This window comes from Aeoliella mucimassa, from assembly GCF_007748035.1.
Classification (GTDB): Bacteria; Planctomycetota; Planctomycetia; order Pirellulales; family Lacipirellulaceae; genus Aeoliella; species Aeoliella mucimassa.
Map to the genome: position 1 here is coordinate 5,634,157 of NZ_CP036278.1, position 24,143 is coordinate 5,658,299.

A 24,143-nucleotide genomic window follows, 5' to 3' on the forward strand; every position below is an offset into this window, starting at 1 on the left:
TCCGAACCCAGATGGATTCGGACCGCTGTCGGTGTCATTGACCAACCTCTCTTCCCTACAACAGAAGCGAGGCAATTGTCGTGTTGCTACTGCTTAGTTGCAACCGCAGTCGCTGCTAGGAGCAACAGCTGCTTCTTGACCAGCACAAGCTGGGTTGGTGCACAGCACCTTGCAGGGGACCTGCTCGCAAACTTTGCGAGGTACGCACTTGGTTACCGTGTAAGGAACCTTGCGGCATTCGGTCTTGTAGCAAGTTACCGTCTTTTCGCAGGTCTGTGGAACACAGACGCTGTAGCACACGGTCTTGGTGCGGCACTCAGGTACCATCTTGCAGACCTTGTAGGTGCAGGTCTTGCATTCGGGAACCATCTTGCAAACTTTGTAGCAGCAAGTCTTGGTGCGGCACTCAGGTACCATCTTGCAGACCTTGTAAGTGCAGGTCTTGCATTCGGGAACCATCTTGCAAACTTTGTAGCAGCAAGTCTTGGTGCGGCATTCAGGAACCATCTTGCAAACTTGGTAGGTGCAAGTCTTGCATTCGGGTACCATCTTGCAGACCTTGTAAGTGCAGGTCTTGCATTCGGGGACCATCTTGCAAACCTTGTAGCAGCAAGTCTTGGTGCGGCACTCAGGAACCATCTTGCAGACCTTGTAAGTGCAGGTCTTGCATTCAGGAACCATCTTGCAAACCTTGTAGGTGCAAGTCTTGGTGCGAGCTTCACACTCGTACTTGGTGCAGCATACGTCCTTGGTCTTGCATTCCGAAACCCAAACCTTCTTGCAGCAAGTCTTGGGTGGGCATTGCACGCACACCTTCTCGCAGCAACCAGGTTGGTAGCAGCAGCTGCAGGTGTCAGGATTCCAAACCCACTTGCCCGGAGTGCGGACCATCTTGGTGCGGGTAGGACCAGGCACGGTGTACTGCTGGGTTTCCCAATGACCGGTCTTATAGGTGACGGTCTTGGTGTAAGGAACAGCCTTACGCACGTAGTAGGTTACGTCGCGCGAACGCTCTTCCCAAACCGGCTTGTTCACGGTGTAGGTGCGGGTCTTCTCTTCCCAAACGGGACGCATGACCGTGTAGTTCACTTCCTTCTGACGAGTTTCCCAGACCGGCTTGTTCACCGTGTAAGTGCGGGTCTTGGTTTCCCAAACCGGCTTATTCACAGTGTAAGTGCGAGTCTTGGTCTCGTAAGTCGGGACCATGACCGTGTAGTTCACCTCTTTCTGGCGAGTTTCCCACACGGGCTTGTTCACGGTGTAGGTGCGGGTCTTGGTTTCCCAAACGGGACGCATGACCGTGTAGTTAATCTCTTTCTGGCGAGTTTCCCAAACCGGCTTATTGACGGTATAGGTACGGGTCTTGGTCTCGTAGGTGGGGACCATAACCGTGTAGTTCACTTCTTTTTGACGCTGCTCTTTCACGTGCTTCGTGTAGGTCACCGTCTTCTGGTAAGGAACTCGTTCCGACACAGTGCGGTAACGGGTTTCTTCCACTTTGTCGTGTACGGTCTTGTAACGAGTACGGTACACAGTGTGGTAATGGGGTTGGCAGCAAGGGTCGCAACCCTCGTAGCTCGACGCTCCACAACAGTCGGCGCCAGCTTGCGAAGCGGCCGCCCACAGAAGCACCGCGACAAGCGGCGCACTCATAGCGCGTTTCATGGTTTCTTGCCTCCTCAGCAACGAAATGGGAAGTATGGGTAGGTTGGTCAAAGCGGGTGGTGCCCGTCCGTATTAGATTCGGGAGTCAGTGCCAGCATCCCTTAGCTAAACCTCCTGTTTTCCACTTCCTTCCTGTTGTTCCTGTTTTTGCTTTTCGGAGGCCTTTTCCGAGTCGTAACACATTGCCTTATAAGCACTTAGCGCCTGCTCGCTACACTCGATTCAGCTACCTAGGGGGGCGGGTCGTACCGGTCGAATCGAATGTGGCGAACTTGCTCAAAGTGCCGCGCTCGTCGATGATCGGGGTCAGTCCTCTTAAGCCGGCCCAATTCCTGCGAATCCGACCATCACGCCTTGACGATTGGGGTACCCGTGCGGCACCCTTGAACGACGTACAGGCGACCACCACTCCCTCCGCATCCTCCCCTGCGATCCACCAAGTATGTCCAACCGCCGTAAGAACGAACTGGTCGATCCCAAGGAGGTGCCCAAGGCGGTGGTCAGCCGGTTGAGTCTGTATCTCCGGGAACTCCAGCATCTCCGGCTCAACGAATCGACCGTTAGCTCCGGTACGCTCGGCCAGAAACTCGGCTTCAGCGACGCTCAGGTTCGCCGAGATTTGGCCTATTTTGGCCACTTCGGCCAGCCCGGCGTCGGCTACCGCATCGACGAACTGATCGACGCGATTCGCCGCATCCTCGGCACCGATCGCAAATGGCGCGTCGCCATGGTCGGCGTGGGTAACCTTGGTCGAGCGTTGCTCGGATACCGAGGATTCAGCTCGCAAGGCTTTACCATTGTCGCTGCGTTCGACGTCGATAGCTCGAAAGTTGGCCGCCTGGTCGAAGGGGTGCAGGTTTACTCGCTCGGCGAGTTGGAGCTGGTGGTTCGCGAAAAACAAATTGAACTCGGGCTGCTCGCCGTGCCGGGCAAGAACGCCCAGCAGGCGGCCGATCGATTGGTTCAGGCAGGCGTTTCCGGCATTTTGAATTTTGCCCCAGTTACCCTGAACCTTCCTGACAATGTCAGTCACATAGGAGTAGACTTGGCTACCGAGCTGGAGCAGCTCTGTTTTTCGGTGGCCAATCGGACTCCCGAAGACTAGAAACAGAGAGTTCCGGGCAAGATTCGTCAATTTCTTGCCCAAACTCTGCCGAAAGTTGCCCTTAGCTACGAGGGGCACTTTCGATAAACTGGTCTGCTCGTTTAAAATAGGCATCTCACCTCGATACCCCGTGGTGTAATCGGTAACACTAGGGATTTTGATTCCCTCATTCCAGGTTCAAGTCCTGGCGGGGTAGCTTTGTTTTGCGGAGATGTCCGGGGCCCGGCTTCACGTCCAGGCACTGCCAGCCCCTTTGCACGCTCTGTTGGTGGACTCTCCATCACACGCTTGCCTGGCTCCACCCATCCCTGAGTGCACTGCCCATGTTCTCCACTGCCGAAAGTCAATTTGCCATTGCCGCGGTTCGCGAAGCAGCCTTGCTCACCCGTCGGGTGCAGCAGCAACTCGTTTCGCCCGCCTTGGTCAAAGGCGATAAATCGCCGGTCACCGTGGCCGACTTCTCGGCACAGGCCATCGTTGCCAAACGCCTGGCCGAGACCTTCCCCGAAGCCCGCTTGGTCGGCGAGGAAGATGCCGGCGACCTGACCACGTCCGACGAAGGACGCCAGACGCTGGCCGACATCCAGTCGTTCGTCGCCGAAAACGTGCCTGGCATCACCACCGACGAAGTCTGCCGGCTCATCGACCATGGCAACGCCCAAGCAACCGGCACCTACTGGACCCTCGACCCTGTCGACGGCACCAAAGGCTTCCTGCGCGGCGAACAATACGCGGTCGCCCTGGCGCTGATCGAGGATGGTCAGGTCGTGCTCGGCGTGCTCGGTTGCCCCGGACTCGAGTCGGCTTGCCAGGTGAACCTCACCGGGCCCGGCTCGCTGCTGGTCGCCCTGCGGGGCCAAGGCACCTGGGCGTCGTCGCTCGATCCGGCCGACGACACCTGGCAGCAACTCCAAGTGGCCGACACCGACGACGTCGCCCAGACTCGCATTTTCCGCTCGGTCGAAACCGCTCACACCAACACCGGGCAACTCGGCGAACTCTCGACCGCCATGGGCGTCACTGCCGAGCCGATTCCGATGGACAGCCAGGCCAAGTACGCAGTGCTCGCGGCCGGCGGCGGCGAAATGCTCGTCCGCTTGCTCTCGCACAGTCGCCCCGATTACCGCGAACGCATCTGGGATCAGGCAGCCGGCTCGATCGTCGTCGAAGAAGCAGGCGGAACCGTGACCGACCTTGATGGCAAGCCGCTCGACTTCGCCCACGGAACCACGCTGGCGACGAACCGCGGAGTGCTGGCCACCAACGGCAAAGTGCACCAAGCGGCACTCGACGCCCTGCAATCGATCGGCGCGTAACCACCCCCGGCCACCGGTCAGCAGCCCAACACTCCCCCTCTGCGGGAGGTAGTTTCCCATCGCTGTGCAAAAAAGATTCCCAACACTGGGCAATAGATTCCCAAATTACCCACCGATGGGAAAATTGAATCTGCACCCACGCTATAAAACCAGTGGTTTTCACAACGGAATAGATTCCCATTCCCAAAAACGCATCGAGTGGGAATCTATTTTCTCGCTGGGAATCTATCGCAAGTCGTTTGCCAGCAATGAGTTGCATCAATACCTCCTGCGAAAGTGCCCAAAATAGATTCCCATGGGTGGGTAACTATTCTGGTTGGACGTTGGGGGGTGGAAGTTGGGAGTTCTGAATGCGGGATGTCATCCTGACGGGAGCTTCCAGCGACCCGAAGGATCTAGCCTACTGCTTACAGCCTAAAGAGTAGAGCCAATAAAGCTTCCAGCGACGCAGCCCCACCACCGCTTTACCAACCGCGCAGCAGCGAACGCCCACGCAAGCAACCATTTCACCTGCGCGAAGCTAGTAGTCTGACATGAAAATAAACATTACATCTAATTCACCTCCAATCACTAAAAAGCCAACAGCCGATAGCTGATAGCCGACAGCTATAAAGTACCTGTCCATTAGAGCACCATAGGTGGCCAATTCCCAGTGAAAAATGGAGAGAATCTAAGCACCAAATTCACCCTCCGCTGGCGGAGGGTCGGGCTATCAGGCCCGGGGAGGTGGGAAGCGGAGAACGCTCCTTACTGTTTCAAATTCGGCAACTGGGTAGCACCGACAGCTGGGCGCATGACGCATGGCCACTTCGCAAAAACGCACCACGCCCAGTTGTCGGTGGGCGTAGCCCAACAGGTCGACAGGCTACCCCGTCCGTGAAAATCGGTGTCCATCCGTGGCTAGAAGGAAACTGTTACCTGGGACTCGCGTCCCAGGCGACGCGCTGCCGCCGCTCCGCGGCTGGAGGGAGAGCTTCCCCAGCGAATGGCAAACTCCTCGGCGGTGGATTATGCTCAAACGATGCCAAGGCCCCAATCGCTTATCGTGGGCTGGGCATCCTGCGGTGATGGGTTCTTACGATCGAGGCAACCATGATTCGTCTGTTAAACGGGGTTCGCGGGGCGTGGGGGAGTTGGCTGGTGGTGTTCTGTGCGGTTGGCTATGGCGGGCCGCTGTGGGCCGAAAACTTTGCCACTCAGATGTACGCAGCGACTTTCAAGCTCTACCATCCCGATTCGACCTCCACCTGTTTCCTCGTGCAGGGTAGCGACGGGTCGGCCGGCTACTATCTGGTGACCACCGCGCACACGTTGGAGCGAACCTCAGGCCCGACCGCCACGCTGGTGCTGCGGAAGGAATTGGAGTCGGGAGACTGGGAGCGGTTGGACTTCACCGTGAAGATTCGCGAGGGCGACACCCCGCTGTGGACTCGCCATGCCGAGCAAGACGTTGCGGTGCTGCGGTTGCCGGACGAGGTGCCAGTGCCGATTGCTCCGCTGCCGATGTCGTGCTTGGCCAGTAGTGAACAGCTAGCGGCCTCGGGCGTGGATGTCTGCAGCCCGCTGTATGTGCTGACTTATCCGGGGCGTTTCGAAGCGAACAAGGCCGGCTTCTCGGTCGCGCGGAAAGGAATGTTCGCCAGCTCGCCTCGGTTGCCGACCGATCTCCACCCCACGTTCCTGGCCGATTTCATCACCTTCGCCGGCGACAGCGGCGGGCCGGTGTTCATTGCGACCAACGAGCAGCAAACTCCGCTCGTCGTCGGCATGGTGCTCACGCGAAACTTTTACGACGTGCGGACCACCAACGAATATGGCGAGCAACTGGTGCACCACCCCATGCACCTCGGCGGAGTGCTGCATGCTTGCTACGTTCGCGAAACCATCCAGCAGCTAGAAACACCGGCTAAGGAGTCGGAGCCGCTAACGGAGGAGAAAGCTGGGGAGCAAGGCGAGAGCGAATGAGCGGGGAATTTCCCCACTACTCGCCGATCGCCAGGTCGCGCAACAGGTCGTAGATTTCTTGCGGGTTCGGGATGTTGCTGAGCACCACGCTGCGGTTGGTGAGTTTGCCTTCGCCGGTCGAAATGAGTTGCTGGGTCGTCAGGGTGATGCTGCCTGCTCCTCTGGTCTGCTGCAGTAGGCCTTCGTTGAGTTGAACGTCGACCACTTGGTCGAACACCACCGTGCGTTGCTGCCGGTTTAGAAAGCCTTCGCTATACTCGAGCTTGTTTTCGTAGATGCGATAGACCGTTTTCTGCGGCTCGATAAAGCACTTGAGGTACATCAGCCACATGAAACCGAGGAACGACAAGACATAGACGATCAAGCCATATTGGATGACCGGATCAAACGACCGGGCGATCATGTTGCTGATGATGAACGTGAAGAAGCCCGGAAACAAGGCGAAGAAGGCCGAGGCCAGCGGGCCAAACACAAAGTACTGCGCTGGAATCACCACCGGTTGGACTTCTCGGATCGGTTGGTTTTGATTCATCGAACTCTCTGCGAATGCACGGAAAACAAGCCACCGCCCGACGCTCTGCTAGCACCAAGCTAGGGATCTGCCGGATAATCTAAGGTAAACGCTCGGATCGGTGTGGTACAAGTAGTCCTGGTAGGCGGGTGCAGGGAGCAGGTTGTAAGAGAGAGATGCAAGGGTGCCTGCGGCACGGAGCTTTCTGTAATCACAGGCGTTTGGCGTAGCCCGGTGTATGGAAACGACAGACTTATCTTACCGAGTCGTTGGATCTGCAGGGCACGTGACGAAAGCGATTCATCGCGGCTGAGTTGCGGTCTCGGCGTCATTCCGACTAGTGGATCGTCGCTCGCTCGACCGCTGATGGTTCTCGCGTGGGTTACCCAGGGCTGCGTGATTGGCTCGTGGAACTCGCCGACCACTTGCCCTGGGCTATAGTTAGCGCGCCGCTCCGCGGCTGGCCGGTTGGACAGTGGCATCCGAAAGGCGGAAAGGGGCAATGGTGCCTGGGGCGGCGATTCTCGCGCCTGCTATTTCGAATCTCTGCGAAGTTGCCGTCGCAGTTGGATGTCTGCCGTATCTGAATCCACATGTAACACTTGACCATCTAGGGTCCGAATCGTGCACCCCCGTACGTATCCTTCGGCGGTCAGAGTTGCGACAATTTGGCTTGCGCAGAGTCTGGCATCTTCGTGTTCCACCTGCACGTTGTATCGCACAAGCGGATCATTGCAATCGGGTGTTGCCGGTACCCTGTTTAAACATTCAACCTGAAAGGGTGTACCATTTTCGTCGAATGGCCGGCCGAGTAACCACGTGATATTATCGTCCAAAGTCTCATCGAGGTTGCTAAGACCGCCGTTGTACTCTGCGAGAATGCGCATTGGGAATTCGATGATGAGTTGTGATGACATTATCATTTCCCATTTCCTTGTTCCACCAATCGATGGGTGCAAGCACCGCACCCATCGATAGCACTAATACTGCTTTCACTTACCCCTTCCGTGCCACGGCTTGTACCACTGCGGCCAGGCCGGTGTGGTAGGTGCCTTCGATCACTTCGCGTTCGAGTTCTTCCAGGTGGTCGAACGTCAGGCCTGCGAGGTCGGCTTCGAGCAGCTGCTTGGTCAGCTTATTGTCGGCCGAGGGACCGCCGCCGGTACCGTGTTTGAGTTGCTCGGGCGTGTAGGCTTCGACCAGATAGACCCCACCGGGCTTCAGGGAGCGGACGATCCGATGGTGCATGTCGGTGCGCATCTCAGCCGGCAGGGGGAAGAAGATCGAGACGATGCCATCCCACTGGTTCTCGCCGAGGTCGTAGGTCGCCAGATCGGCGACGGCGGTCTCGATCGTCACCTGACGCTCGGCGGCTAGCTCGCGAGCCTTGGCCAGCCCGACGCTCGACGAGTCGACCGCGGTGACCTGATACCCTTGGGAGGCCAAAAACACGGCGTTGCGGCCCTCGCCCTCGGCCAGGCTCAGCACCCGCCCGAGGGGGATTGCCTGGTAGCGGGCGGCCAGGAAGTCGTTCGGCTGCTTGCCATAGGCATACTCCGGCGTGTCAAATCGTTCGTCCCACATGTGGTTGCTCCCAGGGAGTTCGGCGGCTGTTTCCATCCGCGGCGGTGTGGCTCGTGGTGCTTGTTTGTGGATTTTATCGAGGGAGCAACCCGCGGTACAATCGTGGTAACCGGTGTCCGAAGTGGTTTCGGACGGAAACTAGCTGAATGCCTCTCGATAGCCCTTCATGAATGCCATGCTCCGAACACTCGCTCTGCTCTGCTGCATCATGGTTTGCCGTTGTATCCAGGCCGATGAGCCTGCGGCGGGGCAGCCGCTTCGGATCATGACGTTCAATGTGTGGTCGGGCGAAAATACGACGGGCGGGCGCAATAAGCTGGTCGAGATCATCGAAGCCAGCCAGGCCGACATTGTTGGGTTGCAGGAGATGGGCAACACCGCAGGGCAGCAGGTCGCCAGCGCGCTGGGCATGTATTACCAACAGCAGTCGGGCGGTGACATTCAGGTGCTTAGCCGTTTCCCGATCGTCAATACAACCACTTCGGGTCGCGGGGTGCAGATTTCGCTCGCCGAGCAAACCGACGTCTGGCTGTTCAACTCGCACCTGGCAGCTTATCCCTATCAGCCTTACGACCTTCGCGATGGTGCGTTGCCGATGGACGAAGCGGCCGTGATTGCTGCGGCCGAGGCAGCCCGCGGGGCGACGGTCGATAGCTACCTGGGCGAGATGCAATCGCTCCTCCAAAGCGGCCAGCCGGTGTTCTTCACTGGCGACTTCAACGAGCCCTCCCATTTGGATTGGACCGCCGAGGCAGCCACAGCTACCTTGCGGCCTTACGACTTGCAGGTGGCTTATCCCGCGTCGAGCAAAATCGTCGCCGCGGGCATGACCGACTCGTTTCGGGCGGTGCGGCCCGACGAAGTGAACGACCCGGGGTATACGTGGACTCCTGGCTATCCGCCGCCGAATCAGTCGAGGGACGAAGTGCACGACCGCATCGACATCGTCTACCACAGCGGCATAGGGGTGACGCCGAGCACTGCGGAGATCATCGGCCCCGACTACGGCGATGGCATCTCCGATATCGAAGTCGCCGGCTACAACGCGGATCACCGCGCAGTGGTGGTCGAGTACCTGATCGACTCCGACTTTTGCTTCGTGTTCGGCGACCTAAACGGCGACTGCCTGCTCGACACCGCCGATTGGGTGATCCTGCGCGACAATCAGCGGGCCGATTTGAGTGGACTCTCCTTCGACGAAGCCCGTGCGCTCGGCGACCTGAACGGGGACTATCGGAACGATTTTGCCGATTATTCGCTGTTCAAGCGGGCGTTTATCGACCAGCAGGGGAGTGCCGCCTGGGCCGAAATGACCAATGGCATAGCGGCCGTTCCGGAGCCGGATGGTATAATGCTAGCTGTGTTTCTGGCGACCGTGGGAATCGCCGCCAAGGCGCTGGCGAGGTTCCCCAAGCGTTTCCACTCTCTCTAAAAGTATCCCTTTGAGGTTCCCCTGATGCGTCCAGCGGAAGTACATCGCAACAGAGATGGTCGCCCTGATTTCATGGTGAAGCTCGGGCTGGCTCCCCCCTACGCACCCGACGACGTGAAGCACGCTTATCTGTCGAAGGTCAAAGAGGTGCATCCCGACCTGGGGGGCGACCCGCAAGCGTTTCGCGAAGTGCACGAAGCCTACCTACAGGCGCAAGAGTTCTTGAGCATCAAAGGGGACTCGCTGCGGTGGATCGGCAACCACATGGAAGAGTACCTGGAGTCGCGCGTACTGGCTTCACAGCTGCGAGAGTTGGGGGCCACCGTGCAGACGGCCAGCATCGATTGGCTTCGGCGATCGTTTGGCGACTTTGCTGAGCTGACCGAGACCATCCTGGCGGTGGGCTTAAAGAACGCCGAGCCGAAAACCGCCGATGCGGTACTGACCTCGATGACCGCCGCGCCGGCCGCCATGCACCGACTCACCCGACTCGAGCTACCCCACTGCGGACTCGGCGACGCAGCGGTCGACAAGATCACCGTGTTCAAAGGCATTGAGCGATTGAACCTGACAGGCAACGCGATTAGCTCGGCCGCTGCCCAATCGCTGGTGAACCGCTTGCCATCGCTCATGGAACTCGACATCAGCGACACGAAAGTCGGCTGGTGGACCAAGCGCCGGATTGTCGCGACGATTCGCAAGCGGATGGAGTAGGGGAAGCTGGGCTTACCCGTGAATCGATGAGGCAAGTTGTTGATTGGCTATAGCTTACGGCTCACTCGATTCGTCGCCTGCTGCTGGTTTGCTGCTCTTGCTTTGCCATTCTTGGTACTCACGGCTTTCAATAAACGATTTCCAGGCGGTGTCTGAGAGGTCGTCGAGATGGTATTTTGTATCGAACTTGATTTCAGCTTGTTCGAGCCAGTGAGTTGTCGACTTGTAGTCGCCCCCTCGGGCGTAAATGCTCGCTGCAATCAGATAGCAGGTCTGGATGTCGCCCAGCGATTTCATGGCTTGCTTTACCAGTTCATACCCCTCTTGAGTTTCTCCTTTCGCAACTAGCACTTCGGCTTCATTCAGCGCAAGGTAAGGGTCGTTACCAATCTCCTGCTTTAGAACCTGAAGTTGTTCCAGTGCCACATCGGGCTGTCCGTTTTCGAGGAACCAGTCCCAGGAATAAAATGCAATGGATGGCGACTTCGGACACTGCTGAACCGCACGCTGGATGGTGTTCGCAGAGAACTGTTTGAGTCCTTCTATCTGTTGCGACTGGGCGACCTCATTTAACTTAAGGGCAGATTGCAATGCAACCATAGCAATCAATGGTTGTGACTGTAGGTCTTGAATCTCCGGTGGCAATTGCATGTACAACTGCGTTACTGACAGGAGATCCATTTTTTTGAGAGCCTGAAGCATCCCATACACATATCTCTTCTCTAAGCTAAGAGCTGGTGCATTTTCGGCCTGATCCGATATCATTCCATCGGGGGTTTCCCAGGGAGCGTATCGGGTTAAAAGCATTCTGATGAATGCGGATATTTCGCCGCCACTCAAGGTGCTCTCGCATGCTACGACGGCAAAGCTGCCCGCTTCTTTCGGAGAGATCGTCAACCAGAGGTAAGTGAGGGTTCCGTCGTCGGTGAATACGCGCTCGATCGCCAGGTGGGAGTCTTTCACCTTCCTGACACTTATAAGTTGGCACGACTCTACGGTCTGTTCTGGAAACAACAGTGGAGTATGGAGAGGAGGGAGGAGTTTGGCTTTCTCCGTCAGCGATTGGATCCACTTCTCTTTATCTTGGAAATGGAACTCAGTATCTCCGGCAATTTGTCTGAAGTCGTACTTAATATCACATACTGCTTCAATCGCCTTCGGGTCTCCTTGTTTAATCAACTCCGCAACGTGCTCTGCAAATGCTTGAACTTGCGGATCAACAGCGGACGACTCCTGACCGAAGGCAGGGGCATTTGAGATTAGAAGGCCGAATAGCACCAGAAAGCAGTAGAGTAGACGCATGATGACCCATATTTGCGAACGAGTATTGGACAACCTAACCATGTGGGTTGTCTTCAATTGTAAGCAGTGACAGGGTGCTGGCTGCTATCGTTTCTTCCGCTTTTTCATCGCGGCTTGTTTACTCTTCTTGTTGTTCTTCTTCTGAGCGTTCGACAGGCGTTTGCCGGTTCCCTGCTTTTGCTTGCCGAGGCCGCCGCCCGAGGCCATGCCGGCCTGCACTTCGTTGAGCATCTTCATGCGGTCGCGCATGCTGCCGCCGACCATTTTGGTCATGACCTGGGCCATGGCGTCGTACTGCTTGATCAGCTCGTTCACTTGATGCGGCTCGCAACCCGCACCAGCGGCGATACGTCGTCGACGGCTTTGGTCGATGAGCTTGGTATTGGCTTTTTCAGCCGGAGTCATCGAGTCGATGATGCCGAACAGGCCTTTGAGTTCCGACTCGTCGAAACTGCTCATCGCGTCGCGCATCGCGCCCATGCCAGGCATCATGCCCATCATTTTTTGCATCAGCCCAGGCTTGGCGATCATCGCCATTTGCTTGCGGAAGTCGTCGAGGGTGAACTCGCCCTTCTTGAGCTTCTCCTCCTGCTCCCGCATCTGCTCCTGGTCGAACTCTTTCTGGGCCGTTTCGAACAGCGAGAGGATGTCGCCTTGTCCCAAAATGCGTTGGGCCATGCGCTCGGGGTGGAACTGCTCGAGCGCGTCGAGCTTCTCGCCGGTGCCCATGAATTTGATCGGCACGCCGGTTACATGCTTGACCGACAGGGCGGCACCGCCGCGGGCGTCGCCGTCGAGCTTGGTGATGATCACGCCATCGATTTCCAAGGCCTCGTTAAAGGCCTTGGCGCTGTTCACCGCGTCCTGACCGGTCATGGCGTCGACTGTCAGGTAGATTTGCTCGGGATGGCACTGCTTGTCAATCCGCTCGAGCTGCTTCATCAGCTCGTCGTCGATGTGCAGTCGGCCAGCGGTGTCGAGAATCACGACGTCGGCACCCTGCTTCTTGGCCGCCTTGACCGCGTCGTTGCAGACCTTCACCGGGTCTTTCTCTTGGCGGTCGCTATAAACGGGAATGCCGAGCTGCTCGCCAAGTACGTGCAGCTGATCGATCGCTGCAGGACGCTGCAAGTCGGCCGCGACGAGCATCGGGTTGCGCTGGCCATCCTTCAGGAGCTTGCCGAGCTTGCCGCAGGTGGTCGTTTTGCCGGCACCCTGCAGGCCGCACATCATGAGGACCGTGACGTCCTTCTTGTTCTTCAGGTGCAGCGAGTGATCGACCGGGCCCATGAGCTCTTTGAGCTCTTCGTACACGATGCCGACAACCTGCTGCTGCGGGTTGAGCGACTTCAGCACCTTTTCGCCGATGGCCTTCTCGGTGACATTCCGCATGAAATGGCGGGCGACCTCGAAGCTAACGTCGGCCTCGAGCAGCGAACGCTCGACCAGCTTGAGCCCGTCGCGCATGTTCGATTCGGACAGCTTGCCCTGCCCACGCAGCGATTTGAAGGCCGACGAAAGTCCATCCTGGAGGGATTCGAACATAAGGAATACAGGTGCGGGGTTGGGGGCGAGATGGGTCGAAACCCGTATTCTAACGCAGTTTCGCGGTGGGGGCGAGGCTTGAAATGGGGCTCTGTTTTGGCCGACGAGCTACGCCAGGTGCGGGTAGGCGTCCAACGAGACTTGGCTCGTCGGCTAGGGAAACGTACGCAAGCACTACTGGAAAATCAATGCACAGATTGCATCACAACCATGCATATTTCAGGGGTAGTATGCATGGCAAACCGCCCTACACTGGCTTGAGAGGTCGCCAGCATCGCCGTAGAATCTAGCGTCCTTCGTCGCCAATACACTTTACTCACCCTCGATAAGCGAGAACTACCATGGCCCATCTCGTACAGACCGAAGCCCCCGATTTTGCCGCGCAAGCTGTGATGCCCGACGGTTCGTTCAAAGAACTGAAGATGTCGGACTACCGCGGCCAGTACGTGCTGCTGTTCTTCTACCCGCTCGATTTCACGTTTGTCTGCCCGACCGAAATCATTGCCTTCAGCGAAGCAATGGAAGAGTTCGAAAAGCGAAACGTGCAGGTCATCGGTGCTAGCGTCGACAGCCACTACTCGCACTTCGCTTGGCGCAACACTCCCCGCGAAGCCGGCGGTATCGGACCGATCAAGTACCCCTTGGTAGCTGACCTGAACAAGCAAATCTCGCAAGACTACGGCGTGCTGCTCTCCGGTGGCGTTGCCCTGCGTGGGTTGTTCCTGATCGACAAAGAAGGCATTGTTCGCCACGAACTGATCAACGACCTGCCGCTCGGTCGTAACGTGGACGAAGCGATTCGCGTGGTCGACGCGTTGCAGTTCCACGAAGAGCACGGCGAAGTCTGCCCCGCCAACTGGAAGGCTGGCGAAAAGAGCATGAAAGCCGACCCCGAAGGAAGCAAAGAATTCTTCTCGTCGACCTACGGCGCCGGCGCTTAGTGCCGTCTGCAGGTTTGCGTTACAATCTACCGTCAGGCCATGACGTGGTACGTTGGTGCTCGTCATGGCCTGACGCATTTTACCCGCCTACCTTTTTGGAGCCCCCCGGCATGACTCGCTTGCTTGCTGCCCTTGCTGTGCTTGTTGCGTTACCTTTCGCTGCTAATGCGCAGGATACCTTGCCCCCCGGCCAATCTCCCGCCCCGGCCGAAAACCTGACCCCCGAGCAGTTCTCGCAGATCGTAAGCTACTCGCTAGGACGCTCCATCGGTCAGGACGCCAAGATGGCTGGGGTGAAGCTCGATATGCGGGCCCTGCAAACCGGCATCAACGAAGTGGAAGCCGGCAAGCCGGCGCAGCGTTCCGACGAAGAGATGAATCAAGTGATGATGGTCTTCGCCATGCGCATTCAGAAGCAAATGGCTGCCGATAATCTCAAGGCTGGGCAAGAATTCCTGGCCAAGAACGCCAAGGACCCTGCGGTGAAGTCCACCGCCAGCGGCCTGCAATACAAAGTACTTAAGCCAGGCACTGGCAAATCACCAAAAGCTACTAGCGTGGTTGTGTGCCATTACCATGGAACGTTCATCAACGGCGCGGTCTTCGATAGCACTCAAGGGGGCCAGCCAGCTCAGTTTCCGCTGAACCGAGTGATCCCGGGGTGGACCGAAGCGCTGCAGCTGATGAAAGAAGGAGCCAAGTACCGGATCTTCGTCCCCAGCAACTTGGCTTATGGCGAGAATGGCCGCGACGGTATTGGTCCCAACGAAACGCTGATCTTTGATATCGAGCTGCTAAAAGTCGCCGACGGACAGCTACCGTAGCCAGCGAGCTACACGAGAGTCGCTGCACAGAGTGACTCAACCACCAATAAACAAGCGGCGGCAAACTCCCTATGAGTTTGCCGCCGCTGTTGTTTTGGTTTGCTGCTCGCGGTGTTACTTCTTCTTGCGGGCCTTCTGAGGGTAGAAGTGCGAGTGGTAGAGGAACGCCGATGTGTGACCTGTAGGCATCGCGTTCGCATCGCCAGTCGTATTGTAAGCGTTGCGGGCCGACAGAGCGGTAATTTGGCGATTGATCGCCTGCGCTTGCCGCTCGACCTGTTGATTAATCGAGCGTTGCTGCAACTGCGGGCGAACGAGGGTCTGATAATTCAGGTCGTCAGAACCATCGAGGCTGTCGCGGAACATATTCAAATAGGGACTCACGGTTGGATCCGCTGAGACCGACGAGAATGGCTTCGGCGTACTGGAGGAACCAACTCCAAACGAGGCGCTCTGTCGAGGAGCGGCCAGTTGTGAACCCTTGTCGAGGTTCACGCTTGATTTCGGAGCACGAGTGTAGGCCACGCCGAAACCGTTGTTCACGGCAACGTCGTTCAACAAGAGGTTGGTTTTGAAGGAGTCGCCTTTCAAATTTCGCTGCAAGTTGTTGGTGTAGCGACTCGCCTCGGAACTGCTTCCGAAGTCAAACTCTTGCGCATGAGTGATACCGGCAATACCGAGGCTCAACACAACAGCCAGTAGGTACGTGCTTTTGTACAACATCAAAATTGCCTTTTCGGGCGGAGTGGTGATTAACGAAGTCCGTCGACTTAATTCTAATCAGCAACTCCGTCAGCGGCAAATAAACACGACCTGAGCGGTATCGCTAACCTTAGCAATAATAAGAGGTTACGTCGCGCAATAGGTACAATCGGCGCAGCTGTCACTCCAGCGGCCTGCCGCTAGCTCGGTTAATCTTCGTAATCGGCCGACCCGTAACGCGGTCGGTAGGCGTCGTACGCAGTACGCGAACCCGAGGCATCGCTCGGCCCGTGAGGATCCGGCAGATTCCAAGGGAGCAGATCGCCATACATGCGAAAGCAGCCGAGCAGCAGAAACGCCCCTAGGACGGCCGAGATCATGCCGAGCGGGCTGGTGGGCATCACTCGTCCGCTGTCGACGAAGAATCCCACGCAGCCGCAACCAATCACGGTGCCGGCAACGCCGAGCGCTAGGTTGGTGATAGCACCCGCTGGATCAGGCCCAGGCATCAACGCCCGCGAAACCACGCCGACCACGGTGCCAAAGCCAATCCAGACGAAGATGTCGTTTACTAGTTGATATATTTCAGGTGAGAGTTGCCAGCCATCCATGTTGGGAACCCTGTTCATTCGATGAGGGGAAAGCGAGGGAGTTTCGACCACTGCTTCTACAGATTCGGCGAATTTCGAGCAAGGTGAGTGCAAGTCGGGCGAATAGGGGGAATAGACACTTTGGCTCCCTGTGGGGGCCATCGAGTCTGGCGATCTCCCGACCTTGCCGATGCTGGCGTCCCCATGTTAAGGTTGACGCTTGTGCAGTATCGAGTGCGGGAGGGAGCAACCGATTATCAAGGCCAGGAAAGCTGCCATGGATGTTGAAAAATTGCTCGAGCGGATGCAAAGCCGTCGAGACTACGCGGGGCAACTCGAACACCTCGAGCATCTCCCCGCCCGCGAGGGGCAATACGCCGAGCCCAGTAAACCGTTGTCGCCGCTGGTTGCGTCGCTGCTGGATCGCCATGGCATCGAGTCGCTCTACACACACCAGGTGGAATCGCTCGAAGCCGCCCGCAACGATCGCGACATGGTGGTGGTCACCGGCACCGCTAGCGGCAAGACTTTGTGCTACAACCTGCCGATTCTCGAAGCGGTGACCAACGACTTCGACGCGCGGGCGCTCTATTTGTTTCCCACCAAGGCCCTGGCACAAGATCAGCTCAAGGGACTGCTGTCGCTCGTGCAAGGCGATCAGGCGATGGCCGCGAGGGTCCGCCCTGGTGTGTACGACGGCGACACCCCCACCGCCCAGCGGCGGCGCATTCGTAACGAAGCCAACTTGGTGCTAACCAACCCCGACATGCTGCATGCAGGCATCTTGCCGTACCATCCCAAGTGGGCAACGCTGTTCGCCGACTTGCGGTACATCGTCATTGACGAGGTGCATACCTACCGCGGTATTCTCGGCGCCCACGTGGCCGCGGTGCTGCGACGAATCGACCGAATCTGTCGGCACTATGGTTCGAATCCCGTTTACCTTTCGGCCAGCGCAACGATCGCTAATCCTGGCGAACTGGTGAGCGACCTCTTGGGACGCGACGTGCAGGTGATCGATAACGATGGTTCGCCGCGGGGGCGCAAGTTCTTTGCCTTGTGGAATCCCATGCCACTGGGGACCGACGCCCTGGCCCGCCGAAGTGCGAACGACGATGCGGTGAGTTGGCTCACCGAGTCGATGGAAGCCGGCGGCCAGGCCCTGGCATTCACTCGCACTCGTCAAGCGGCCGAGTTGGTGCATCGCTACGCAAAACGCGAGCTGGAAACGCGGCACTCGCCGCTGGCCGAGCAAGTGCGAGCCTACCGAGGTGGTTACCTGCCCAACGAACGTCGCGAGATGGAGCAAGACTTATTCGCTGGTCGCTTGCGTGGCGTTGCAACCACCAACGCGCTGGAGCTTGGCATCGACATCGGCTCGCTCGACGTTGCCATTCTGGTGGGATACCCCGGAACGATCGCCAGTTGCTGGCAGCAAGCAGGCCGTAGTGGTCGTCGGGCCGACGACAGCTTGGCGGTGCTCTTGGCTGGCAACGAACCGGTCGATCAGTACCTGCTGCGACATCCGCAGTACTTCTTTGCTCAATCGCCGGAGCATGCGGTGGTGGATGCCAACAATCCGTATGTGCTTGCCAAGCACTTGAAGGCGGCTGCTTTTGAGTTGCCTTTGACCGCCGAGGACCTGCAGCTCTTCGGCCCGCTCGCTGAACCGATCGCCGAGGTGCTTCGTGATGAAAATCAACTGACGCAAGTCGAAGAGCAATACTTTTGCCCCGGGGGGCAGAACCCTGCGGTTGGGGTGAGCCTGCGTCACATGAGCGACAACACCTTCAGCATCGTGTGTATCAAGCATCAGCGGATCTCGCGCGATCTCTACACGAGTGGTTCGCCGCCGTTGGTGGAGCAGGGGCACGAGGTGATTGCCAATGTCGATGCGATTAGTGCTCCCGAGTTGGTCTATCCCGAAGCGGTCTACCTGCATGGCGGCGATACCTTCCTGGTGAGGGAACTCGACTTGAACGGCAAGGTCGCTTATGTCGAACGACGAGAGACCGACTATTACACTCAGGCGGTGCTGGAAAGCAATGTGCTGATCACTAGTAAACGCGACGAGTGCGGTTCGCAGATCCATGGCGAAGTCGGCTATGGCGAACTCGACGTGTCGTGGCAAACCGTCGCGTTCAAGAAGATCAAATTCGAAACCCGCGAGAACATTGGCCTCGGCCCAGTCGATATCCCCGCACAGAATCTGGCGACTACCGGTACCTGGGTTACTCCCAACGATGCGGTGCGGGCGACCCTCAAAGGCGAAGGGCTGCGGGCGAGCGAGGGCGTATGCGGCATGCGAAATCTGGCGGTGGTTGCGTTACCACTGGTGGCCATGTGCGATAGCCGCGACCTCGGCGGTGTGGTCGACGCCAAAAATCTTGGCCGTTCGAGCATGATTCTGTACGACCGCTATCCTGGTGGGCTAGGCTATTGTCAGAAGGGATTCGACCACATTCTGCGGCTGCTGGAGATTTGCCTCGAGATGGTGGCCGACTGCCCGTGCGACGATGGATGTCCCAGTTGCGTCGGCCTGCCGAACCTTCGCCCGGCGATCCACAGCGATCCCGACCTCACGCGTGGTCATCCCATTCCGAATAAACAGGCGACTCGTCGGCTACTCGAGCTATTGCTGGGTTGCGACACTACCGCAGCAGAGCCATTGGCTACCACCATGATCGACACTCAATAGAGGAGAACCCCTCGATGGATTCTATCGACCGCGATTCGTTGGCCAATCAGGTGCGTGCGATGCAAATCATCGTGCTTGCACTTGCCATGGGTATCTTCACTTTCGGCGTGGTCGTGATCGGCTTAGGGCTCACTGATCAGCAGCCAGAGGTCGCCATCAACCCGCCGACGCTGGAAGAACCCTTGGAGCAACCGGCCGGCGAAAATGGCGAAGCGGTTGATGGGGAGCTTGCAGCACCGGGCAACGAACTCCCCGCCGACGAGCAAGAGCAATGGGGCCCCTTCATCGCTTACCTTGCGATCGGCTTTGCCATGATCGCCACGGTGCTCGGTTTTATCGTGCCGCAAGTCATTGCCGCGCGCTCGCCGGCAACGATTGGAACTTACCAGTCAACGTTGATCGTCGGTTGCGCTTTGTTTGAAGGTGCTGCGTTCTTCAACCTGATCGCTTACATGCTTGAAGGGCAACTTTACTCGCTGGTAATCGCGGCTCTGCTTATGCTCTGCATCCTGTCGCGATTCCCCACCGTGGCCAAGGTGGAAGAATGGCTCGAGGCTCGCTTGCGTAGCGAACGGGATGAAGCGATGTTCGCTCGTTAACGGGCGGTCGGTTCGCCTTGGGCTTTCTGCAATAGCTGTGCGGCCAACTGGCGGAAGGCTAGAAAGGCGGCTTCGTCGTAGAACGCTCGGCTCGGAACCGGCATCGCACTATTCGCATCGAAGAACAAGTAGAGCACCCCACCGGAGGTTTCGAGGCGATCTATGCGTGTCCATCTGCGGAAGCGATAGCCGTTGTCTTCCTCGATATGTACGCCACCTTCCTCGAGGGTGACACAAAGCTGCTGATCCATCCAACCGAATTTGTCATCGGCTTGCATCTCCAAGGCCAGCTTCGCTGCGCCTTTTCTCGCCCTCGCTGGCAGGCGATAACCAGCAAAGAAGAGCAACGCGGAATAGGTTACCGCTGCCAGGAACAGCGGGCGAAACTCGTCCCCCGCAATCCCCATGCACGAGGCAGCTACTGCACCAATGGCTCCCATCCAATAGAAACGCCGTTGCCGCTTTTTTAGATAGCGCTCGTACGCAGTATTGTTGAAGCTCAGATAATTCGTAATCTCCCGGGCTTCTCCATCGGTCAACTGATAAGTGATCGATTGCGGTGGTTCGAGCTGCGGAACCTCCCGGACTACGTCGGTAGTCATCGCGGGAGAAGCGTACGGGTTTTCGCTTGCCATGGCCAGACTCGAAGTGCGATGCGTGGAGAGTTCGATCGCATTCAGTGTACCAACTACAGCGGCATGCTGCACGAACGGGAAGCATGCTTGGCGGTATCACCGAATAGCGGCCAGCGAAACGGATGTTACCCGAAAGCGATGGGGGACCTGGGAGGTTGTGGTTCCTGATTTTCGCAGGGAAATGTAGAATCTATGGCATGCTTGATGACTCCCTTCGCCGCCGCCTCGAAGCGCTCAATCGCTCGGCCTTGCCTGCCGAGGCGCAGCGTACCCGCACTGCGCCGATCGCGCCGCAGGTGCCGCGTGTGGCCAGGCCTAAGCCTGTTGCCAGGCAGCAAACGGCGCTTCATGGTTTGCACGCGCGGGGCAGGGTCGTGGAGAACGCGTTAGGGTCGCACTTGCTGGTGGAGATTCCCCTGAGCGAAGTTTGGGCCGATGGCGACGAGCTGCTCACCGCCCGCCATGCCCAGCTCGTTTCCGCAGCCGACTTGGCCAACGAGCAAGGCAGCTTTCTCGGAGCGTTCCCCTCGCGGTTTCTCGCGCTCGACTTAGAGACTTGTGGACTCAGCGGATCGGCGCTGTTTCTCGTTGGCCTCGCAAGGCAAGTCGGGGAACAATTGCTGGTGGAGTTGTTGTTCGCCCGCAACTATGCCGAAGAGCCGGCGGTGCTCGGCTCGCTGGCCGACCGGTTGAGCGAAGTCGACACGCTGGTGACGTTCAACGGCAAGAGCTTCGACTGGCCGATGGTGAGCGACCGCTGGCACCGCTATCTGTTGCATCGCACCCGGCCGCTGCCCGAACTGGTGCACTACGACGTGCTGCACCACGCTCGCCGGCGGTGGAAAGCAACTCTACCCGATTGCAAGCTGCAGACCATCGAGCGGATGATTTGCCGCCGGAGCCGCACTGGCGATATTCCCGGGCACCAGATTCCAGCCGCCTACGATCATTACGTGCAAACCGGGCACACCGGCGAGATGGATCAGGTGCTCTACCATAATGGCATGGACCTGGTGACCCTGGTCGATGTCGCCATGCGGCTAGCAGGCTAGCGCTGGCCTTACTTTGCACCGACCCCTCTGGCGCGGTACACTGCTGGATTCGTTTTCTACTTCCAGGCGACCACCGTGTAACCCCATTCCGCGATGCCTCCTAGCTCTGCCAGCATGAACGGCCATATCCGCATTCGTGGGGCCCGCACGCACAATCTGGCGAATATCGACGTCGACATCCCACGCAATCAGCTGGTGGTCATCACTGGCGTGAGCGGCAGTGGCAAAAGTTCGCTAGCATTCGACACGCTGCTAGCCGAAGGGCAGCGGCAGTACATCGACTCGCTGAGCGTTTACACGCGGCAGTTTTTCGATCAGCTCGAGCGCCCCGATGTCGACTCGATTGAAGGCCTGCAACCAGCGGTAGCGGTCGACCAGAGTGTCGGCAGCCACAACGCTCGTAGCACCGTGGGCACAGTGACCGAGGTGTACGATCACCTCCGCGTGCTCTTTAGTCGCGCCGGCACCCTCGCGTGTGCGGAGTGTGGTACCGTGATCGAACAGCAGAGCCCGGCCGAAATCGAAGAGTCGATCGGTGCGATGCCTATGGACGCGAGGGTGATGATCGTCGCCCCTTTGGTTCGCGGGCGGAAAGGCAAGCACTCCGAAGTGCTCGACTCTGCCCGCAAAGCTGGCTTTGCTCGCGTACGGATCGATGGCGTAACCTATCCCATCGATGAGGTGCCAGAGCTGGGTGCCCGTAAGATACACGACATCTCGGCCGTGGTCGATCGCATCGTGATTCGCGAAGGCATCGAGAATCGACTCGCTGAGTCGGTGCGGCTGGCCCTGAAGCATGGCGACGGGGTGCTCGAGATCGTCTATCAGATTCGTGAGAATGGCGAGAAGTCCGACGTCTGGAAAGAACGGGTTTTCAGCACCCACTTTGCTTGCCATCGGTGTGGTACGAGTGTCGCCGAGGTTGAGCCGCGGACCTTTAGTTTTAACAGCCCCTACGGGGCCTGCGCCGAGTGTGGAGGGTTGGGAGTCAACGAAGGCTTTGACCCTGAAATGGTGCTACCCGACCTGACGATGTCGCTCTCCGGCGGGGCGATTGCTCCCTGGCGGGGGGATTCAAAGACCCGCCAGCAGAAGCACCGCAAGCTGCTCGAAGCATTCGATTGGGACCAACCGCTCGAGTCGTGGTCGGAGGAGAAGCGGCAAAAGCTGCTGACCGGCGACGGCAAAAAATTCCATGGACTGCTGCTCGAACTCGAAATCGAGTGGGCAGGCACCAAGTCAGATAAACGTCGGGCTCACCTCTCCGAGTTTCGCGGCGAGGTTGTTTGCGCCGACTGCAACGGGTCGCGTCTGGGGCCGGCTGCGCGCACGAGTCGCGTTGGTGGGCTCGCCATCGAAGAGCTGACTTCGCTCACGATTGCCGCGACGCGCAAGTTTTTCGAAACCGTGGAGTTCGACGTCGAGCGGCAACCGATTGCCACCCCGCTCGTACGCGAGATTCAGCATCGCTTGAAGTTCCTCGAGAAAGCCGGCGTGGGATATTTGACCCTTGCCCGCCGGGCCGACACCCTTAGTGGTGGGGAACTGCAGCGGGTGCGGCTCGCCTCGGCCATTGGTTCCGGCCTGGTCGGCGTGATGTACCTGCTCGACGAGCCTTCTATCGGTCTGCACCCGCGCGACAACGGCCGATTGATCGAAACCTTGCGTGAACTGCAGCAGCAGGGTAACTCGGTGATTGTGGTCGAGCACGAAGAAGCCTTCATGCGTGAGGCCGACTACCTGGTGGACTGTGGTCCTGGGGCCGGGCGGGCTGGCGGGCACATCGTCGCTACTGGTACTCCGACCGAAGTCGCCGAGTGCGAGAAGTCGCTTACTGGGCGGTACCTTTCGAACAACCAGTCGACCGAGATCCGTACTCCGCGCAAGGCACTCAAAACCAAACGATTGGTGCTCGAAGGAGCCACGCTACACAACTTGAAAGACGCGACGCTCGACATCCCCCTTGGCCTGTTCACTTGCGTGACCGGCGTGAGCGGCAGTGGCAAGAGCTCGCTCGTGATCGAAACCCTTGCCCGCCAACTCGCAAGGCAACTGCACGGTGCGGTCGCCAAGCCGGGGCCGTTCCGTTCGCTCCGCGGCACCGCGGCCCTCGATCGGGCGGTGCTGGTCGATCAGTCGCCGATTGGTCGTACGCCCCGTAGCAACGCAGCGACCTACACGGGTATTTTCGACGACATTCGCAAGATCTTTGCCGGCACCAAGCTCGCACGCCAGCGGGGGTGGAAGACTGGCCGCTTCAGCTTCAACGTGCAAGGGGGACGTTGCGAGGAGTGCCAAGGGCAAGGGCTCAAGAAGGTGGAGATGAACTTCCTGCCCGACTTGTTCATCGAGTGCCCCGTATGTCATGGCGCGCGGTTCAACCGCGAAACCTTACGTGTGACCTATCGCGACAAGTCGATTGCCGATGTGCTCGCGTTGTCGATCGGCGAAGCGGTGGAGTTCTTTACCAACTTCGCGAGCGTCAAACGCATTCTGCAGGCGCTCGTGGACGTCGGACTCGATTACCTGCCGCTGGGGCAACCGTCGACTACCCTGTCGGGCGGCGAAGCCCAACGCATTAAGCTGGCCACCGAGTTAGGGCGGCCCACTTCGGGGCACACGCTTTACATTTTGGACGAGCCGACCACTGGGCTTCATCCCTACAATGTGGAGCAGCTGCTGAGCGTGCTTCACCAACTCGTGGATGCGGGCAATACGGTCGTGGTGATCGAACATCAAACCTCGGTCATGCGTTCGGCCGACTGGATTATCGACCTCGGTCCCGACGGTGGCTCCGATGGCGGCCAGGTGATCTACACCGGCCCGGCTGCCGAGATTGCGGATTGCGAAGAGAGCCACACCGGGCGCTGGCTCCGCAATCATCTCTAGTCCGCGCATAAAAAAACTCCCGCTACTCCTGAAGTGGAGCAGCGGGAGTGAATTGCATTAATTGAAGTCCGGAG

19 protein-coding genes and 1 tRNA gene are annotated in these 24,143 nt (G+C 58.4%); 12 read left to right on the forward strand and 8 right to left on the reverse strand.

What is annotated here, in order from left to right; genetic code table 11:
• Positions 1-93: 93 nt before the first annotated feature.
• The gene (locus tag Pan181_RS22135) at positions 94-1,665 is read right to left on the reverse strand and encodes a hypothetical protein (RefSeq protein ID WP_145250316.1); all 1,572 of its coding nucleotides are present in this window, start codon (positions 1,663-1,665) and stop codon (positions 94-96) included.
• 442 nt (positions 1,666-2,107) lie between these two features.
• Here Pan181_RS22135 and Pan181_RS22140 point away from each other — a divergent pair, with 442 nt between their 5' ends.
• From Pan181_RS22140 to Pan181_RS22155, 4 genes are all read left to right on the forward strand, one after another.
• Positions 2,108-2,770 carry a redox-sensing transcriptional repressor Rex gene (locus tag Pan181_RS22140; RefSeq protein WP_145250319.1) on the forward strand — a complete coding sequence of 221 codons (663 nt, stop codon included), beginning with the start codon at positions 2,108-2,110 and terminating at the stop codon, positions 2,768-2,770.
• 124 nt (positions 2,771-2,894) lie between these two features.
• A tRNA-Gln gene (locus Pan181_RS22145) sits at positions 2,895-2,966 on the forward strand.
• A 127-nt stretch (positions 2,967-3,093) separates the two neighbouring features.
• Positions 3,094-4,086: a 3'(2'),5'-bisphosphate nucleotidase gene (locus Pan181_RS22150; protein WP_145250322.1), complete on the forward strand. Its 993-nt coding sequence runs from the start codon at positions 3,094-3,096 to the stop codon at positions 4,084-4,086.
• A 1,092-nt stretch (positions 4,087-5,178) separates the two neighbouring features.
• The gene (locus Pan181_RS22155) at positions 5,179-6,051 is read left to right on the forward strand and encodes a S1 family peptidase (protein ID WP_145250325.1); all 873 of its coding nucleotides are present in this window, start codon (positions 5,179-5,181) and stop codon (positions 6,049-6,051) included.
• A gap of 16 nt (positions 6,052-6,067) precedes the next feature.
• Here the strand turns inward: Pan181_RS22155 and Pan181_RS22160 are convergent, their stop codons facing one another.
• Both Pan181_RS22160 and Pan181_RS22165 read right to left on the reverse strand, forming a co-directional pair.
• Complete coding sequence (locus Pan181_RS22160; RefSeq protein ID WP_145250328.1) at positions 6,068-6,583, reverse strand: PH domain-containing protein; 516 nt, start codon at positions 6,581-6,583, stop codon at positions 6,068-6,070.
• Between the two features lie 975 nt (positions 6,584-7,558).
• On the reverse strand, positions 7,559-8,146 hold the full coding sequence (locus Pan181_RS22165) for an SAM-dependent methyltransferase (protein WP_145250331.1): 588 nt from the start codon (positions 8,144-8,146) through the stop codon (positions 7,559-7,561).
• 175 nt (positions 8,147-8,321) lie between these two features.
• Between Pan181_RS22165 and Pan181_RS22170 the strand changes: the two genes are divergently transcribed.
• Positions 8,322-9,578, forward strand: coding sequence for an endonuclease/exonuclease/phosphatase family protein (locus Pan181_RS22170; protein ID WP_197528597.1), 1,257 nt, complete (start codon positions 8,322-8,324; stop codon positions 9,576-9,578).
• Positions 9,579-9,602: 24 nt separating this feature from the next.
• The gene (locus Pan181_RS22175) at positions 9,603-10,292 is read left to right on the forward strand and encodes a J domain-containing protein (RefSeq protein WP_145250337.1); all 690 of its coding nucleotides are present in this window, start codon (positions 9,603-9,605) and stop codon (positions 10,290-10,292) included.
• Positions 10,293-10,346: 54 nt separating this feature from the next.
• On the opposite strand, the gene Pan181_RS22180 is transcribed toward Pan181_RS22175, so the two are convergent.
• Positions 10,347-11,594 (reverse strand): hypothetical protein, encoded by a 1,248-nt coding sequence (locus tag Pan181_RS22180; RefSeq protein WP_145250340.1) that lies wholly within the window; start codon positions 11,592-11,594, stop codon positions 10,347-10,349.
• An 84-nt stretch (positions 11,595-11,678) separates the two neighbouring features.
• Positions 11,679-13,139: a signal recognition particle protein gene (ffh, locus tag Pan181_RS22185; protein WP_145250343.1), complete on the reverse strand. Its 1,461-nt coding sequence runs from the start codon at positions 13,137-13,139 to the stop codon at positions 11,679-11,681.
• A 341-nt stretch (positions 13,140-13,480) separates the two neighbouring features.
• On the opposite strand from ffh, the gene Pan181_RS22190 reads away from it, so the two are divergent.
• Positions 13,481-14,080, forward strand: coding sequence for a peroxiredoxin (locus Pan181_RS22190; protein WP_145250346.1), 600 nt, complete (start codon positions 13,481-13,483; stop codon positions 14,078-14,080).
• Between the two features lie 110 nt (positions 14,081-14,190).
• Positions 14,191-14,904, forward strand: a complete 714-nt coding sequence (locus Pan181_RS22195; RefSeq protein ID WP_145250349.1) for an FKBP-type peptidyl-prolyl cis-trans isomerase — start codon at positions 14,191-14,193, stop codon at positions 14,902-14,904.
• Between the two features lie 114 nt (positions 14,905-15,018).
• Here Pan181_RS22195 and Pan181_RS22200 read toward each other — a convergent pair whose 3' ends face one another.
• Positions 15,019-15,627: a hypothetical protein gene (locus tag Pan181_RS22200; protein WP_145250352.1), complete on the reverse strand. Its 609-nt coding sequence runs from the start codon at positions 15,625-15,627 to the stop codon at positions 15,019-15,021.
• A 188-nt stretch (positions 15,628-15,815) separates the two neighbouring features.
• Entirely contained in the window at positions 15,816-16,235 is a 420-nt protein-coding gene (locus tag Pan181_RS22205; RefSeq protein ID WP_145250354.1) for a GlsB/YeaQ/YmgE family stress response membrane protein, read from the reverse strand.
• Positions 16,236-16,473: 238 nt separating this feature from the next.
• Between Pan181_RS22205 and Pan181_RS22210 the strand changes: the two genes are divergently transcribed.
• Together Pan181_RS22210 and Pan181_RS22215 are read left to right on the forward strand one after the other, a co-directional pair.
• The gene (locus Pan181_RS22210) at positions 16,474-18,894 is read left to right on the forward strand and encodes a DEAD/DEAH box helicase (protein WP_145250357.1); all 2,421 of its coding nucleotides are present in this window, start codon (positions 16,474-16,476) and stop codon (positions 18,892-18,894) included.
• 14 nt (positions 18,895-18,908) lie between these two features.
• A complete protein-coding gene (locus tag Pan181_RS22215; protein ID WP_145250360.1) occupies positions 18,909-19,493 on the forward strand; it encodes a hypothetical protein in 585 nt (194 codons plus the stop codon).
• Here the strand turns inward: Pan181_RS22215 and Pan181_RS22220 are convergent.
• The gene (locus Pan181_RS22220) at positions 19,490-20,200 is read right to left on the reverse strand and encodes a YcxB family protein (protein WP_145250362.1); all 711 of its coding nucleotides are present in this window, start codon (positions 20,198-20,200) and stop codon (positions 19,490-19,492) included. The genes Pan181_RS22215 and Pan181_RS22220 overlap by 4 nt on opposite strands.
• A gap of 125 nt (positions 20,201-20,325) precedes the next feature.
• Here Pan181_RS22220 and Pan181_RS22225 point away from each other — a divergent pair, with 125 nt between their 5' ends.
• Together Pan181_RS22225 and uvrA are read left to right on the forward strand one after the other, a co-directional pair.
• Positions 20,326-21,180 carry a ribonuclease H-like domain-containing protein gene (locus Pan181_RS22225; RefSeq protein WP_197528598.1) on the forward strand — a complete coding sequence of 285 codons (855 nt, stop codon included), beginning with the start codon at positions 20,326-20,328 and terminating at the stop codon, positions 21,178-21,180.
• Between the two features lie 114 nt (positions 21,181-21,294).
• A complete protein-coding gene (uvrA, locus tag Pan181_RS22230; protein WP_145252397.1) occupies positions 21,295-24,069 on the forward strand; it encodes an excinuclease ABC subunit UvrA in 2,775 nt (924 codons plus the stop codon).
• The last annotated feature ends 74 nt before the right edge of the window (positions 24,070-24,143 follow it).

Bases quoted from the DNA above. Each gene is read 5' to 3' on its own strand.
- Pan181_RS22135 (WP_145250316.1), bottom strand. From the start codon at position 1,665: ATGAAACGCGCTATGAGTGCGCCGCTTGTCGCGGTGCTTCTGTGGGCG.
- Pan181_RS22140 (WP_145250319.1), top strand. From the start codon at position 2,108: ATGTCCAACCGCCGTAAGAACGAACTGGTCGATCCCAAGGAGGTGCCC.
- Pan181_RS22150 (WP_145250322.1), top strand. From the start codon at position 3,094: ATGTTCTCCACTGCCGAAAGTCAATTTGCCATTGCCGCGGTTCGCGAA.
- Pan181_RS22155 (WP_145250325.1), top strand. From the start codon at position 5,179: ATGATTCGTCTGTTAAACGGGGTTCGCGGGGCGTGGGGGAGTTGGCTG.
- Pan181_RS22160 (WP_145250328.1), bottom strand. From the start codon at position 6,583: ATGAATCAAAACCAACCGATCCGAGAAGTCCAACCGGTGGTGATTCCA.
- Pan181_RS22165 (WP_145250331.1), bottom strand. From the start codon at position 8,146: ATGTGGGACGAACGATTTGACACGCCGGAGTATGCCTATGGCAAGCAG.
- Pan181_RS22170 (WP_197528597.1), top strand. From the start codon at position 8,322: ATGCTCCGAACACTCGCTCTGCTCTGCTGCATCATGGTTTGCCGTTGT.
- Pan181_RS22175 (WP_145250337.1), top strand. From the start codon at position 9,603: ATGCGTCCAGCGGAAGTACATCGCAACAGAGATGGTCGCCCTGATTTC.
- Pan181_RS22180 (WP_145250340.1), bottom strand. From the start codon at position 11,594: ATGCGTCTACTCTACTGCTTTCTGGTGCTATTCGGCCTTCTAATCTCA.
- ffh (WP_145250343.1), bottom strand. From the start codon at position 13,139: ATGTTCGAATCCCTCCAGGATGGACTTTCGTCGGCCTTCAAATCGCTG.
- Pan181_RS22190 (WP_145250346.1), top strand. From the start codon at position 13,481: ATGGCCCATCTCGTACAGACCGAAGCCCCCGATTTTGCCGCGCAAGCT.
- Pan181_RS22195 (WP_145250349.1), top strand. From the start codon at position 14,191: ATGACTCGCTTGCTTGCTGCCCTTGCTGTGCTTGTTGCGTTACCTTTC.
- Pan181_RS22200 (WP_145250352.1), bottom strand. From the start codon at position 15,627: ATGTTGTACAAAAGCACGTACCTACTGGCTGTTGTGTTGAGCCTCGGT.
- Pan181_RS22205 (WP_145250354.1), bottom strand. From the start codon at position 16,235: ATGAACAGGGTTCCCAACATGGATGGCTGGCAACTCTCACCTGAAATA.
- Pan181_RS22210 (WP_145250357.1), top strand. From the start codon at position 16,474: ATGGATGTTGAAAAATTGCTCGAGCGGATGCAAAGCCGTCGAGACTAC.
- Pan181_RS22215 (WP_145250360.1), top strand. From the start codon at position 18,909: ATGGATTCTATCGACCGCGATTCGTTGGCCAATCAGGTGCGTGCGATG.
- Pan181_RS22225 (WP_197528598.1), top strand. From the start codon at position 20,326: ATGCTTGATGACTCCCTTCGCCGCCGCCTCGAAGCGCTCAATCGCTCG.
- uvrA (WP_145252397.1), top strand. From the start codon at position 21,295: ATGAACGGCCATATCCGCATTCGTGGGGCCCGCACGCACAATCTGGCG.